This is a genomic window from Rhodanobacter sp. 7MK24, from assembly GCF_014842995.1.
In the GTDB taxonomy this organism is placed as follows: Bacteria; Pseudomonadota; Gammaproteobacteria; order Xanthomonadales; family Rhodanobacteraceae; genus Rhodanobacter_A.
Genome location: NZ_JACYXL010000003.1, coordinates 376,667 through 390,686 on the forward strand (window position 1 = coordinate 376,667; position 14,020 = coordinate 390,686).

Annotated in this window: 15 protein-coding genes; 7 read left to right on the forward strand and 8 right to left on the reverse strand. The window is 66.3% G+C overall.

Annotated elements, in window-relative coordinates; translation table 11 throughout:
- Window positions 1–38 precede the first annotated feature (38 nt).
- Window positions 39–1,121 (forward strand): tRNA epoxyqueuosine(34) reductase QueG, encoded by a 1,083-nt coding sequence (gene queG / locus IHE49_RS08195; RefSeq protein WP_192156683.1) that lies wholly within the window; start codon window positions 39–41, stop codon window positions 1,119–1,121.
- Between the two features lie 115 nt (window positions 1,122–1,236).
- Here queG and pncB read toward each other — a convergent pair whose 3' ends face one another.
- From pncB to ompR, 4 genes are all read right to left on the reverse strand, one after another.
- Window positions 1,237–2,421 (reverse strand): nicotinate phosphoribosyltransferase, encoded by a 1,185-nt coding sequence (gene pncB / locus IHE49_RS08200; RefSeq protein WP_192157110.1) that lies wholly within the window; start codon window positions 2,419–2,421, stop codon window positions 1,237–1,239.
- A gap of 268 nt (window positions 2,422–2,689) precedes the next feature.
- The gene (locus tag IHE49_RS08205; RefSeq protein ID WP_192156685.1) at window positions 2,690–3,670 is read right to left on the reverse strand and encodes a PHB depolymerase family esterase; all 981 of its coding nucleotides are present in this window, start codon (window positions 3,668–3,670) and stop codon (window positions 2,690–2,692) included.
- Window positions 3,671–3,682: 12 nt separating this feature from the next.
- Window positions 3,683–4,972 carry an ATP-binding protein gene (locus tag IHE49_RS08210; RefSeq protein ID WP_192156687.1) on the reverse strand — a complete coding sequence of 430 codons (1,290 nt, stop codon included), beginning with the start codon at window positions 4,970–4,972 and terminating at the stop codon, window positions 3,683–3,685.
- The gene (gene ompR, locus IHE49_RS08215; protein WP_192156689.1) at window positions 4,969–5,700 is read right to left on the reverse strand and encodes a two-component system response regulator OmpR; all 732 of its coding nucleotides are present in this window, start codon (window positions 5,698–5,700) and stop codon (window positions 4,969–4,971) included. The genes IHE49_RS08210 and ompR overlap by 4 nt, the downstream gene beginning before the upstream one ends.
- A gap of 205 nt (window positions 5,701–5,905) precedes the next feature.
- Here ompR and IHE49_RS18630 point away from each other — a divergent pair, with 205 nt between their 5' ends.
- The 3 genes from IHE49_RS18630 (at window position 5,906) to IHE49_RS08230 (ending at window position 8,483) form a co-directional block, all read left to right on the forward strand.
- Window positions 5,906–6,553 carry a hypothetical protein gene (locus IHE49_RS18630; RefSeq protein ID WP_192156691.1) on the forward strand — a complete coding sequence of 216 codons (648 nt, stop codon included), beginning with the start codon at window positions 5,906–5,908 and terminating at the stop codon, window positions 6,551–6,553.
- A gap of 110 nt (window positions 6,554–6,663) precedes the next feature.
- Window positions 6,664–7,620 carry an alpha/beta hydrolase gene (locus tag IHE49_RS08225; protein WP_192156693.1) on the forward strand — a complete coding sequence of 319 codons (957 nt, stop codon included), beginning with the start codon at window positions 6,664–6,666 and terminating at the stop codon, window positions 7,618–7,620.
- 53 nt (window positions 7,621–7,673) lie between these two features.
- A complete protein-coding gene (locus IHE49_RS08230; protein ID WP_192156695.1) occupies window positions 7,674–8,483 on the forward strand; it encodes a cytochrome c in 810 nt (269 codons plus the stop codon).
- Window positions 8,484–8,486: 3 nt separating this feature from the next.
- Here IHE49_RS08230 and IHE49_RS08235 read toward each other — a convergent pair whose 3' ends face one another.
- From IHE49_RS08235 to IHE49_RS08245, 3 genes are all read right to left on the reverse strand, one after another.
- Complete coding sequence (locus tag IHE49_RS08235; protein WP_225578309.1) at window positions 8,487–9,494, reverse strand: aminopeptidase; 1,008 nt, start codon at window positions 9,492–9,494, stop codon at window positions 8,487–8,489.
- Window positions 9,495–9,578: 84 nt separating this feature from the next.
- On the reverse strand, window positions 9,579–9,941 hold the full coding sequence (locus IHE49_RS08240) for a hypothetical protein (RefSeq protein WP_192156699.1): 363 nt from the start codon (window positions 9,939–9,941) through the stop codon (window positions 9,579–9,581).
- A 126-nt stretch (window positions 9,942–10,067) separates the two neighbouring features.
- Entirely contained in the window at window positions 10,068–10,673 is a 606-nt protein-coding gene (locus tag IHE49_RS08245; protein WP_192156701.1) for a rhomboid family intramembrane serine protease, read from the reverse strand.
- A gap of 134 nt (window positions 10,674–10,807) precedes the next feature.
- On the opposite strand from IHE49_RS08245, the gene IHE49_RS08250 reads away from it, so the two are divergent.
- The gene (locus tag IHE49_RS08250; protein WP_192156703.1) at window positions 10,808–11,689 is read left to right on the forward strand and encodes a PhzF family phenazine biosynthesis protein; all 882 of its coding nucleotides are present in this window, start codon (window positions 10,808–10,810) and stop codon (window positions 11,687–11,689) included.
- On the forward strand, window positions 11,686–12,147 hold the full coding sequence (locus IHE49_RS08255) for a YaiI/YqxD family protein (protein ID WP_192156705.1): 462 nt from the start codon (window positions 11,686–11,688) through the stop codon (window positions 12,145–12,147). Before IHE49_RS08250 ends, IHE49_RS08255 begins: the two co-directional genes overlap by 4 nt.
- Window positions 12,148–12,254: 107 nt before the next feature.
- Here IHE49_RS08255 and IHE49_RS08260 read toward each other — a convergent pair whose 3' ends face one another.
- The gene (locus tag IHE49_RS08260) at window positions 12,255–13,463 is read right to left on the reverse strand and encodes an NAD(P)/FAD-dependent oxidoreductase (protein ID WP_192156707.1); all 1,209 of its coding nucleotides are present in this window, start codon (window positions 13,461–13,463) and stop codon (window positions 12,255–12,257) included.
- 47 nt (window positions 13,464–13,510) lie between these two features.
- On the opposite strand from IHE49_RS08260, the gene IHE49_RS08265 reads away from it, so the two are divergent.
- Window positions 13,511–13,993 carry a YajQ family cyclic di-GMP-binding protein gene (locus tag IHE49_RS08265; RefSeq protein WP_192156709.1) on the forward strand — a complete coding sequence of 161 codons (483 nt, stop codon included), beginning with the start codon at window positions 13,511–13,513 and terminating at the stop codon, window positions 13,991–13,993.
- Window positions 13,994–14,020: the final 27 nt, after the last annotated feature.

Here is a 14,020-nt window from a genome sequence, read left to right on the forward strand (position 1 = left end):
GCGGATTATAGGCAGCGCCGCGCACCTACAATGCGCGCATGCCTTCCAGCATCGCCATCGACTACGCCACCCTCGCCCGCGACATCAAGCAGTGGGCGCTCGAATTGGGCTTCGCCGAAGCAGGCATAAGCGGCGTGGCATTGGGTGAGGACGAGCGACACCTCGAGCGCTGGCTGGCCGATGGGCACCATGGCGAGATGGAATACATGGCGCGCCATGGCGCCAAGCGGGCGCGGCCAGCCGAACTCGAACCGGGCACGCAGCGGGTGATTTCGGTGCGCATGGACTACGTGCCGCCTGGCACGCGCAATGCCTGGGAGGTCATCCGCGACGGCGAAGCCGGCTACGTGGCGCGCTATGCGCTGGGCCGCGACTACCACAAGCTGATGCGCAACCGCCTGCAGAAGCTGGCCGAACGCATCCACGCCGTGGTGGGCGACTTCGGCTACCGCGCCTATGTCGATTCCGCGCCGGTACTGGAGAAGGCGCTGGCGCGCAACGCGGGACTGGGCTGGATCGGCAAGCACACGGTGCTGATCAACCGTCGTGCCGGTTCGTACTTTTTCCTCGGCGAGCTGTACACCGACCTGCCGCTGCCGGTGGACGACCCTGCCAGCGCGCATTGCGGCTCCTGCCGACGCTGCATCGACATCTGCCCCACGCAGGCGATCCTGGCGCCGTACCGGCTCGACGCGCGCCGCTGTATTTCCTATCTCACCATCGAACTGAAGGGCACGATTCCCGAGGAGCTGCGTGCGCCCATGGGCAACCGCATCTTCGGCTGCGACGATTGCCAGCTGATCTGCCCGTGGAACAAGTTCGCACAGGACACCGACGAACCGGATTTCGCGCCGCGTCACAGCCTTGACGGCGCGAAGCTGGTCGAACTTTTCGCCTGGAGCGAGGACGAGTTTCTGAAACGCACCGAAGGCATGGCGATCCGCCGCACCGGCTACGAAGGCTGGCTGCGCAACATCGCGGTGGCGCTGGGCAATGCACCGGTCTCGGCGGCGGTGCGCGAGGCGCTCAATGCGCGCGCCGACCATCCATCGCCCGTCGTGCGCGAGCACGTGGCCTGGGCATTGGCGCAGCAAGCCCGCTGCGAGCATGGCCCGACCTAAACCCGTCATCCGGGCGCAGGCAGGGATCCAGTAACGGTCACGCTTGCCCGGGCTATGCGGCCACTGGATTCCGGCCTGCCCCGGAATGACGAGCAGACACGCTCCGCTCCCGGCGTCAGCCCTGCGTGTCAGGAATGCCGAACACCTGCCGCAGGTAGGTCACGTAGGCCTCGTCCTCGCACATGTTCTTGCCCGGCGAATCGCTGAGCTTGGCCACCGGCTGGCCGTTGCAGCGGATCATCTTGATCACGATGTTGAGCGGCGTCGGCCCGGTGTCGTTGCTGAGATTGGTGCCCACGCCGAAGGCCAGCAGGCAGCGGCCACGGAAGTGTTCGTAGAGTTGCATCACCTTGGGTATGTCCAGCCCGTCGCTGAACACCAGCACCTTGCCGCGCGGGTCGACGCGGTTGGCGCGGTAGTGCGCCAGCATGCGCTCGCCCCAGTCGAACGGGTCGCCGGAATCGTGGCGCGCGCCGTCGAACAGCTTGCAGAAGTACATGTCGAAGTCGCGCAGGAAGGCGGCCAGCCCGTAGACATCGGACAACGCGATGCCGAGGTCGCCGCGGTATTCCTTCGCCCAGGCCTCCAGCGCGGCCACCTGCGAATCGCGCAGGCGCGGGCCCAGTGCCTGGTGCGCCTGCAGGTACTCATGCGCCAGCGTGCCCAGCGGGGTGAGGCCCAGCCGCATGGCGAACCACACGTTGCTGGTACCGGCGAGCTGCGTGCCCAGTCCGTCGCGCAAGGCAACCAGAACTTCCTCGTGCCAGATGCGCGAGAACCGCCGCCGCGTGCCGTAGTCGGCGATGCGGCAGTGCTCGTAGCCAGGCGTGCCGTGCAGCAGCGCGATCTTCTCCTGCAGCCTGCGCCGGCCCTCAGCGAGATCGTGTTGTGGCTGCGTGTTGCGGAAGTACACCTCGTTGACGATGGCGAGCAGCGGCACCTCGAACAGGATGGTATGCAGCCAGGGGCCCTTGATGCGGATCTCGATCTCGCCGTTGTTGGCCTCGGCCGGTGCGATGGTCACGTATTTCGCGTTGAGCCGGAACAGGCCCAGGAAGTCCACGAAATCGCTCTTGATGAAGCGCATCGCACGCAGGTAATCCAACTCTTCCGCGCTGAAACGCAGCTCGCACAGCTCTTCCAGCTCGGCGCGGATCTCGGCGATGTACGGAACCAGGTCGATGCCCGGATTCCGACACTTGAACCGGTACTCGACCTGCGCGGCCGGGTAGTGATGCAGCACCAGCTGCATCATCGAGAACTTGTAGAGATCGGTGTCCAGCAGCGATTCGACAATCATGCGTCGCCCGTACAGCACGGCGGCGCCCGTTGCGCCAAGAGGTTGATTATCCATGCCGGAGCCGAATCGCGGGCATAAAAAATCCCGGTAGCCAGGGGAGTAGCTACCGGGATTCGTCAGGTCGGCGCGTCAAGAGGGGAGAGAGGGGCCGACCCCTCGACGATGCGATGTTTTGCTTCGTCTCCTTTCGCCTCACGGCGATACGTAGGCTTAGTGTAGCCGATGAAGCTGAAGTTCAAGGTAATCCGACCAAATTTTTGGGGCTGATTCAGTTTCCAGCAAGCCGCGGCGACGGCGGCGATGGCATGACGCGCGCCAAGGAACCGGCGCGTGAGTGGTCGAGAAAGAAGCGCACCATCGTCTCGCTGGCGTCGATCTGCCTGCTGACACGGCCCACGATGAACTTCGGCAGGTATTGCGGCCCACCAGGCCAGGTATGGCCGCCCTCCTGGATGGAATAAAGCACCACGGCACGGCCGTCACGGCAAGATCGCCACTGGCTGCGGAACACCCGCGTGGGATCGAGCGGCGCCTCCGGCGGCAGCAATGCCGGCGCGCCCGCCGCGGGGCAACCATCCATGCGCGCCCAGAACGCGGTGGTGGCATCGACCGAAAGCACCGGACCTCCTTCGCCATGGCCGCCGAAATTGGCCACCTCACCGCCCGCGTAGGGCACGATCGGGTCGGCGGTGCCGTCGAACTGCACGACCGACACCGGATGCTGCGGCTGGCACTGCGGCTGGTAGTCCCGCGCCAAGGTGCCGGCCACGGCCGCGATGCCGGCGATACGGTCGGACATGTCGCAGGCCAGCCGCTCGACGAAGATCGCGCCATTGGAAATTCCGGCGGCATAGATGCGCGAGCGGTCAACGGCGAAGTTGCTCTCCATGTCGTCCAGCAACGCACGCACGAAACCCACGTCATCCACCTTGCGCTTGATCGAGTCGCGGCCATCGTTCCAATGCCGGTCCACGCCCTGTGGATAGACCACGATCATGCCTTCGCGATCGGCGATCTCGTCCAGATGGGTGAAGCGCGGCATGCCGCGCGCGGTACCGCCGCCACCATGGAAAACCAGCAGCAGCGGGCGTGGCGAGTCCGCATTGCCGGGAGACATGTGCACCAGGTAACTGCGTTCGAGGCCGCCGGCACGCAATGTGTAGAGCGTGTTCTCGCCGGCAAACGCCGGTGCGAGAACGCCCAGCGACAGCAGCAGGCACAAGAGCGCGAAGCGGATAGTCGGGAGCATGGCCAGGGTTCGTCAGTGCGAAGAGGAAGGATCGGGCAGACGCATCGTGGCAACGAAGCCGCCGCCGGAAATGTTGGCGAGTTCGAGCGCACCTCCATGCAACTCGGCAGCGCGCATAGCGATGCCGATGCCCAGACCGGTGCCGGCGGTACTGCGCGCGCGGTCGCCGCGGAGGAACGGCCGGCCGAGTTGCGGCAGCAGCAGCTCCGGCACGCCCAGCCCCTTGTCGGCAACGCTGACGAAGACACCGCACGCATCCCTGCCGATGACCGCGCGGAACGGCGCGGCGCCGTGGTGCTCGGCGTTGTCCATCAAGTTGCTGATCGCGCGGCGCAGCAGGCGGGGGCGCGCGACCACGCGCAGGCTGTCGGGGCCGTCCAGTTGCCAGGCATCGGGCTCTCGGCGCAAGCCCAGCAACTGGCCAAGCAAAGTGGCGAGATCGATGGCATCGGGAACCTCGTCGCGGCCGTCGCGCACAAAGGCAAGACATTGTTCCAACGCGGCGTCGAGCTCCTCGAGGTCGGACACCATCGCTTCGCGGCGCTGCAGGTCGGCGGCATCGCCCAGTTCCAGCGCCAGCCGCAGCCTGGCCAGCGGCGTGCGCAGATCGTGGGAGATGCCGGCCAGCATCAATTCACGCTCGCGGGCGCTGCCGCGCAGGCGCGCTCCCGCTTCGCGAAACGACTGGGCCAAGCGCTCGACTTCGCGCGAGCTGCCGTCCAGCGCCACCGGCTCGCCTGCCAGCAGCGCACCGGCGCTCCCGGCGAGCCGTTCGAGCGGCTGCGTCAACAGGCGCGCCAGCAAGGCCGCAAGCACGAGCGCGATCAGACCGGCGAGCATGGCAATCCCTACCGACGAGGCCAGCAGCCGCGCTCGGTTGCTCGGCTCGCTCATGACGACCCATTGGCCTGGCACGTGGGCGCTGGGAACCCAGATGTGCGTATCGGGGGTCTGCACGACTGCCACGCGCGCAGGGTCGGCAAGCCGCAACTGCTCGCCGACTTGCTTGCCTACCGCCAGCGCGACCGGGGCCACACGTACCGTGGACGGCGGCGGCGTCCCTGTCTCCACACGCACGCCCCATTCGGCGAGCCGCGCAAGCACGCGTCCGGCCTCGGCGTCGTGGCGCAGCGCCAATTCGTCGGTGGCCACCGCGGTGGCGCTGGCGAGGCGTCCGTAAATATTGGCTGCGATCTGCCGGTTGAAGTGCACCGACAGCGCGGAGGACAGGCCCAGCGCCAACAGCAACGCAAGCGCGAGCAGCGCCAGTACCAGCGTAAAAGTGGTGGGTTTGCGGTTCATGCGCCCTCCCCGTCCCGCGCCGTGCCATCCGGCACGAATACATAACCCTTGCCCCATACCGTCTGCAGCCAGCGCGGCCGCCGCGGGTCGTCCTCCAGGCAACGACGCAGCCGCGACACCATCACATCGATGCTGCGGTCGAAAGACTCGTGATCGCGTCCGCGCGCCAACGCGATCAGGCGCTCGCGGCTGAGCGTCTCGTAAGGATGGTCCACCAAGACAGCCAGCACGGCGAACTCCCCGCTGGTCAGCTTGACTGACTCGTCGCCGTCGCGCAGTTGGCGGGCGGCCGGATCGAAGCTGAAGCGGCCGAAGTACACCGGTTCGCGCTCGGCCTGCGGCGCACCCGCGGGAGCGCGCGGGCGGCGGCGCAACACGGCCCGGATGCGGGCCACCAGTTCGCGCGGATTGCATGGCTTGGACAGGTAATCGTCGGCGCCGATCTCCAGCCCCACGATGCGGTCCACCTCGTCGCCCTTCGCGGTAAGCATGATCACGGGCATATCCATGCCCTGGGCACGCAGCACGCGACACAGTTCGAGGCCGTCGCCGTCCGGGAGCATCAGGTCCAGCACGATGAGGTCGACGTGATGCATGGCCAGCTCCCGATGCATGGCCGCGGCATGCGCGGCGCCGCGCACATGGAAACCCTGCTGGGCGAGATAACGTTCCAGCAGATCGCGCAAGCGCAGGTCGTCGTCAACGACAAGGATGTGGGGAGTGTCCATGGCGCGACTATCCCGCGCGTCCGGCGGCAACGGCAAGCGGACCGTGAGGGCAATTGCAAGCAATTGTTTCCGGACGGTCAGACCGCAACAGGTGCTCACATCTGGCACCGGCGCGGAAACACTCTGGCGGTGCGTCTGCGCGACAGTCGCGCTGCACCGGTCGCCCGGCGGGGCGACCGGCCCTCCCCTTCACAGGAGTTCCGCGATGAACACTTGCTACGCCCCTCGTCTTGCTTCCTTCGCCTTGATTGGGATCCTGGCCGCAGGCACGACCCTGCCAGTACAGGCGCGCGTCCATGGCTTCCGCGTTCAGCACAACGGCAACACGGTAGGCCACGTGGGCGGCACGACTGGCAACGGCCAGGGCGGTCTCGAACACTTCCGCGCAACGCGCGTCTCCGGCGCCGACGGCACGGTGACGCACGGCTCGGTGACCTCGGCGAACCCGGATGGCAGCATCAGCCACCGCGGCGGCACTCAGGCCAATGGCGTCAACGGCGGCAGCTTCACTGGCAGCAACAACTACACGCGGAACGCCGACGGTTCCGCCCAGGGCAGCTTCCAGCGCAGCGGCAGCAATGCGGCTGGCGGTTCCTACGACAGCAGCGGCAGCTATGTGCGCAACAGTTCGGGCAGTTGGAGCAGCAGCAGGCAGACCACGGCCAGCGGCACGCGCGGCAGCTACGACGGCAGCACGACTGCCTCCAACGGCACCGCGACCCATGACAGCACCATCACCAACGCCGCCGGCGACACCTATACCGGCCAGACGAGCTATACCAAGGGCCAGGGCATCACCCACACCGGAACCTGCACCGACTCCAGCGGCACCACCATTTCCTGCCCACGCTGACGAAACGAACCCCGTCCGCGTCGCACGTCGCTACAGTCTTCAACTGCGTGCACGGTGGTCGTCACGGCCAGCGGACCAGCGTGCAGCCGTGCACTTTCCGGAGAGCAGACATGAAACCCAAAAACTGGCTCGCCGCGCTCGGTGGCGCGATCGCCATGGCCATGCTGGTGCCGCCGTCTGCGTCGGCGCAGACAGGGATGTTCCGTCGTGCGCTGATGCAGCGCCGCCTGCAACAGCAGGGTGCGCAAGACCCCATGGCCGTGTTGCCACCCGGCGTACGCGCCATCCACGACGTGGCTTATGGCAGCGATGCGCAAGAACGCTTCGACGTCTATCTGCCCCAGCAACCTGTGCGCGGCGCACCGGTGATTTTCCTGGTGCATGGCGGAGCGTGGGCATTCGGTGACAAGGCCTCCGCGCGGGTAGTGGAGAACAAGGTGGCGCGCTGGGTACCCCGCGGCTTCATCGTGGTCTCGGCAAACTACCCGCTGATACCCGCGGCAACACCTTTGCGGCAGGCGCAGGATCTTGGCCTCGCGCTGGCAACCGCGCAGCGCATGGCCGCCAGCTGGGGTGGCGACCGTCTGCGCTTCATCCTGATGGGTCACTCGGCGGGTGCGCATCTGGTGAGCCTCATCAGCGCCCTGCCGTCGCTGGCGCTGCGGCAGGGAGCCACACCCTGGCTGGGAACCGTAGCGTTGGACAGCGCCGCCTACGATGTGACGGAGATCATGCAGAACCGCCATTTGCGCCTCTACGACACCGCATTCGGCAACGATCCTTCCCACTGGGCGGCGGCCTCGCCCCAGCAGCAACTCGATTCGCGCCTCGCGCCCTTCCTCGCCGTGTGTTCGACGCAACGTGCAGATTCCTGCCCACAGGCGCGACGCTTCGTGGCCAAGGCTGCGGGCCTGGGCACGCTTGCGCAGGTACGACCCGAAGATCTGTCGCACGAGGAGATCAACGAGCAACTCGGCCAGCCCTCGGACTACACCGCTGCAGTGGAAGCGTTCATGCGCAGCCTCGATCCTGCCGTGGCCAGGAGGCTCGACGCGGACTCGCGCTGATGCCGGCATGCGAAGATGAATCGGAGTTTTCGCCTCCCATCGCCGGTGCCTTCATGAAATCGCTGCTTTGCTGCTGCCTGCTCTGGCTCTGCCTGCTACCGCTCGTCCATGCGGCAGATTTGCGCATCGACCTGGGCCACGGCGCGAAAACCTGGAGCACCGCAGAGCTGCTTTCGCGTGCCGATGCGACCACGATGACGATTACGGACGACGTGGCGTTCCGACGCCCTATGCACTATCGCGCCGTGCCGCTGCTTGCGCTGTTGCCGGGCCTGAGTGCCGGTCAGCACCTGCAGTTCGTTGCCGCCGATGGCTTCGCGGCGGAAATTCCCGCCACGACGATACTCAACCAGCAGGGTTCGCAGGCATGGCTGGCGGTGGAAGATCCGGCGCGGCCCTGGCCAGCGCTGCCCGAAAACGCCAAGGGCGCCGGCCCGTTCTACCTGGTGTGGACGCATCCGCAGGGCGTACATGTCAGTCCGGAACAGTGGCCTTACCAGTTGGCCGTGATCCGCACGCTTTCGGGCGTGGATGCGCGCTTTCCTGCCATCGTGCCCGCGGTCGGCGCAACCGCCGAGGTGCGCCGAGGCTTCGACGTATTCAAGCGCACCTGCTTCGCCTGCCACACCATGAACGGCGAGGGCGATTCGAAACTTGGCCCCGACCTCAACCTGCCGTACAGTCCCATCGAATACCTGCGCGCGGATCTGCTGCGCGGCTACATCCGCAACCCGCAATCGCTGCGCCGCTGGCCCGAGGCAAGGATGATCGGTTTCCCCACCCAGGAATCGCTCAGCGATACCGACCTCGACGCGGTGCTTGCCTACCTGCGTTACATGGCGAAACACAAGGCCGCGCATTGACCCTCAAGGAAGCAGCGCATGGAGCTCCGCATCGCGCGCCGCCTTCGGCTCGCGAGCCAGCGCCCGCACGCGCGCGTAGAACGCCGACCATTGCCTGCCACTCACGCGGAACAGCGCTGCGAAGGCCGGCGTCCACTGATCGTAAAGGCCGAACGGCAACAACCGGGCGTTGTTGATGGGCTTGGTCATCCACGTGTCGTAGCGATGGTCACCCGGCCAGTCCGTATCGCGCCACTGCGCATAGCGCTCGCGAAACGCAGCGATCTCGCGTTGCTTGCCCGCCTCCATCGCCTCAAGATCCGCGCGACTGGCATAAAGAGCTTGCAGCCTGTCGCGCAGATCCAGCACCAATTTCGTGAAGCCGTCGTCCATCGCCTGGGCGCGGCCATCCTCCGGCGGCAGGCCCCGCGATTCGCGCCATTCGCGCAGGCCCTCGGTCTGCACGAACATGGCGAAGGATTCATTGAACGCCGTGTCGCCCTTCGCATAGATCAGCTGGTGCGCCAGCTCGTGGAAGATCGTGGCGGCCAGTTCGTCGTCGTCCCAGCGCAGCATGCTGGAGAGGATGGGATCGGCGAACCAGCCCAGCGTGGAATACGCCGGCACGCCGCCCACCCATACGTCGTCGCCCGTGCTGCGCAGACGCGCTGCATCGGCCTCGGCTGCGGCCTCGCTGAACCAGCCGCGATAGGCAACACAACCCGCCACGGGGAAACAGTGCCGCACTGCCTCCACCGAATAGCGCGGGGTGGCAAACACGTTCCACACCACGTACGGCCGAGGCAACGCCACGTAACTGGTGTAACTGCGGTTGTCGGGAAGGCCCAGCTTCCGCGAAGCGAATTCGCGTGCGGCGAGCGCGAGCGACAGGCGCGCCGCGAGCTTCGGATCGGTGGCCGGATTGCGCAACAGCTTGCTTACCGGCTCTCGTCTCAGCACCAACTCGCCTTGCCCGTGCACTGCCTGCGCGTAGTAGCGGAGGCTGCTGCAGGCACATAGCGCAAGACCCAGCGTCGCAAGCGCGAGGTACCCGGGCCGCAGGCGGCGAACAAAGGCATGATGGCGGGTCATCCCGCCATCATGCCGCAGCTGTGCTCAGTGGTGCGTGGTGCCGGTGTGGACGCTGACGTGGCCGTGCACGCCGCCAGCCGAGTGGACGGGACCGTGTCCGTAGTAGCCCCCGCGATAATGGCGATGGCCCCAGTGGTCGTACCACACGCCGCCGACCACCAGGCCCGGTGCATAACAACAACCATAGCCATAACCGTCGTACCAGCCGCCATAGCCGTACCAGCCTGACGCAGCGTAGTAACTGTCGCCATAGACGACGGCGTTGCCGTAATAGGCAGGGCCGGCATACGGCGTGGCGCGCACGTAGCCGTAGCCAGGCTCGTAGTAGCAACCGGACAGCAAGGCGGCCACCACGATGAGGATGAAACCGCAAATCAGACGTTTCATGACACGGCCTCCTTGGGAGACGACAACGCCAGCTTGCGCCGACCCGCTTGAACCGGTGCTGAGAGCCGGCCGGGGGCATCCGGATGCGGCAGGAGGCCTTGCGGGAGCCTCCAACAGAAGCCGAGTTCAGAACCGCGGATGCGACAACTGGCCGAGGAAACTCGAGAGCACTTGCGGATCCACCAGCAGGGTGAATGCGACACCGTAGGCGGCGCCCCACAGGTGCGCGTTGTGGTTGACGTTGCCCCGCCCGCTCCTGTCCATGTAGATCGAGTATGCGGTGTAAAGCACGGCATAGACGATCGCCGGCATCGGCAGCACGAACACGATGATGCGCGACCACGGTGCCAGCATGATGAAGGAGAACAGTACCGCCGACACCGCGCCCGACGCGCCAAGACTGCGGTAATTCGGATTGCCGCGGTTCTGGAAATACGTAGGCAGGATCGAGACCACCAGCGCGCCGATGTAGAACAGCACGAAGCCGAACGTACCCATTGCCATGGTGTAGAAACGCTCCATCTGCTGACCGAAGAAGAACAGCGTGATCATGTTGAAAAGCAGATGGTTGAAGTCCGCATGCACCAGCCCGTAGGTCACCAACCGGTGGTACTCGCGCTGTCGGCTGATCGCCGGCGGCCACAGGATCAGGTCGTTCATCAGCCGCCCGTTCTTGAACGCCATGAACGAGACGATGCAGGTGATCGCGATGATGATGAGGGTAATCAACATGAACGGTTCCGCGCCCGGGTGATGAGGTGGCGGCATCTTGGCCGCAGCGCGCGCACTTGTCGAATCCGCGATAAAACGCCCCGCCGGCTGGCGGACGCGACTATCATGCGCGCTTCCCCACGAACCCTATGCCCATGCCTGCGATTCGCTACCTTCATTTGGACGTCTTTGCGGCCACACACGGCGGCGGCAACCACCTCGGCGTGGTGGTCGGCGCCGAGCATTGGAGCGGCGACGCGATGCAGCGCTTCGCGCGCTGGACGAACCTGGTCGAAACCACCTTTCTGCTGCCGCCCGCCGATCCTTCGGCCAGCTACCGCGTGCGCATCTTCACGCCGCACAAGGAGATCCCGTTCGCCGGCCATCCCAGCGTAGGCAGCGCGCACGCCGCGCTGGAGTGCGGACTAGTGCGCCCCGTCGATGGCCAGCTGTGGCAGGAGTGCGGTGCCGGCGTGCTGCCGATGCGCGTGGAAGGCGAAGGTGCGAATCGTTGCATGCTGTTGAAATCTCCCGGCGAGCGCGTGCTGGACACCGGCCATGACGCGCATCCCCTGCTGGCTGCCTCGTTGGCCGGAGCCGGCTGCGGTGCCCTGCCACCTGCTCTGGTCGATGGCGGCCGCCGTTGGTGGCTGGCCGAGCTGGAAAGCGAGGCGGCGCTACGCGCCTGGAAGCCCGATCACAGCGCCATCGGTGCGCTGGCCCATGCCAGCGACAGCATGGGGCTGTGCGCGTTCGCGCGCAGCACCCATCCCGACTACCAGCTGGTAGTGCGCGCCTTCCCAGCCGGCGTGGGCATCGTCGAGGACCCCGCTTCCGGCGCTGCCAACGGCTTGATCGCCGCATACATCGCTCACGCCGAACCAGGCGGATCGCTAGCCGGCGGGTATGTCGTGAGCCAGGGACGCGAGATCGGCCACGATGCCCAGCTTGTCGTCCACATCGTGAACGGCACGGTCTGGGTCGGTGGCCGCACCCATACCATCGTCGACGGCACGCTGCACTGGAATGCGGCGTGAGCAACGCGGCGCAGATCCTCGTCGATGCCGATGCCTGCCCGGTAGTCATCAAGGAAATGCTGTTCCGCGCCGCCGATCGCGAACAGGTGATGGTGACGCTGGTGGCGAACCAGTACCTGCGTACGCCGCCCTCGCGCTACGTGCGCGCCGTGCAGGTGCCCGGCGGCTTCGACGTCGCCGACCAAGAGATCGCGCGTCGCGCGAATGCCGGCGACCTCGTCGTCACGCAGGACATTCCGCTGGCCGCAATGGTGGTTGAAAAAGGCGCGCTGGCACTCGATCCGCGCGGCACGCTGCACACGCCCGACACCATCGCCCAACGACTGACCATGCGCAATTTCATGGATGAGTTGCGCAGCACCGGCGTCGACACCGGCGGCCACGCGCCGTTCCATGCACGTGACAAGCAGGCGTTCGCGAACCAGCTCGACCACTGGCTGCAGCAGCGGCGGCGCTGACGCGCCACTCCCGCCCACGGGGCTCATGCAGGAAGGCACCCTATGCGCGATTGCCATTCGCTCCGACCGAAGCGCAAGGCAATCGCGCACAGGGTGCTCCTACGAGCTCAGGCAACCTCACCTGCCGCATGGCCCGAAGCCCATGCCCATTGGAAGTTGTAGCCACCCAGCCAGCCGGTGACGTCCACCACTTCGCCGATGAAATACAGGCCTGGCACCAGCCTCGATTGCATCGTGCTTGAGGAAAGCCCGTCGGTGTCCACGCCGCCCAACGTCACCTCGGCGGTGCGGTAACCCTCGGTGCCGCTGGCCGTGATCGGCCAGTCGTGCAACTGCCGGCCGATCTCGCGCAAATCCGCGTCGCGGTACTGGCGCATGGGGCGGCTTTCGAAGACCAGTTCGCACAGGCGCTGCGCGAGGCGCTTCGGCAGCGCGTCAGCCAGCACGTTCTTCAGTTCTGCCGCCGGTCGCGCGCCGCGCTGCTGCACCAGCCAGTCGCCCAGGCCGACATCCGGCGCGAGGTCGAGCCGCAAGTCGTCGCCCGGTTGCCAGTACGAGGAAATCTGCAAGATGGACGGCCCGCTCAGGCCGCGATGCGTGAACAGCAGACCCGCGCGGAACGCGCGCTTGCCCACGCGCGTTCCGGCCAGCGGCAGCGCCACGCCGGCGAGATCGGCGTAATGCTCCTGGTGCTTGCCACTCAGGGTCAGCGGCACCAGCGCCGCACGCACGGGCAGCACGGCATGGCCGAACTGCCGCGCCAGTTCGTAGCCGAAACCGCTGGCACCCATGCTGGGGATCGACAGGCCGCCCGTCGCCACCACCAACGACTCCGCATGCACCTCGCCGCGCGCAGTGAGCACGGCGAAACCCTCGTCCGTTCTGCGCACGCGCTCGACACCGCAGCTGGTTTCGACGCGTACGCCAGCGGCGGCGCATTCGTCCAGCAGCAAGCGCACGATCTGCTTGGAGGAATCGTCGCAGAACAGCTGCCCGAGCTCCTTTTCGTGGTAGGCGATGCCGTGCTTTTCCACCAGCGCGACGAAGTCCGCCGGCGTATAGCGCGCCAGCGCCGACTTGGCGAAATGCGGATTGGCGCTGAGGTAGTTGGCGGGAGACGTGCCGGTGTTGGTGAAGTTGCAGCGGCCACCACCGGACATCAGGATCTTCTTGCCGACGCGGTTCGCGTGATCCACCACCAGCACGCGGCGACCGCGCCGCCCCGCGGTGATCGCGCACATCAGGCCCGCGGCGCCGGCGCCGACGATCAGTACATCCGTTTTCAACCGGCCACTCCCGCCATGCAAGGCGCGCATTATCGCATCGCGTACACTTTGCGCCTTCCCACATGCGAGCTTTCGCCATGCCCTCCTTCGACGTGATCTCCGAAGTCGACAAGCACGAACTCACCAATGCCGTGGACCAGGCCAACCGCGAGCTGGCGAACCGCTTCGACTTCAAGGGCTCGGAGGCGAAGTTCGCGCTGGAGCAGTCCGAGATCCTGCTCACCGCGCCCAGCGACTTCCAGCTGCAGCAGATGCTGGACATCCTGCGCGGCCGGCTCACCACGCGGAAGATCGACATCCGTGCGCTGGACATCGGCGAGGTGGAAACCAACCTGGCCGGCGCGCGGCAGAAGGTCACGGTGAAGCAGGGCATCGAGCAGCCCGTGGCGAAGAAACTGGTGGCCACGCTGAAGGAAGCCAAGCTCAAGGTCGAAGCGCAGATCAACGGCGACAAGCTGCGCGTGACGGGCAAGAAGCGTGACGACCTGCAGCTGGCGATGGCGGTGCTGCGCAAGGCCGACGTGGAATTGCCGTTGCAGTTCGACAATTTCCGCGATTGAAGCCGAAGCGGCTTGCCTGTTGTCGGG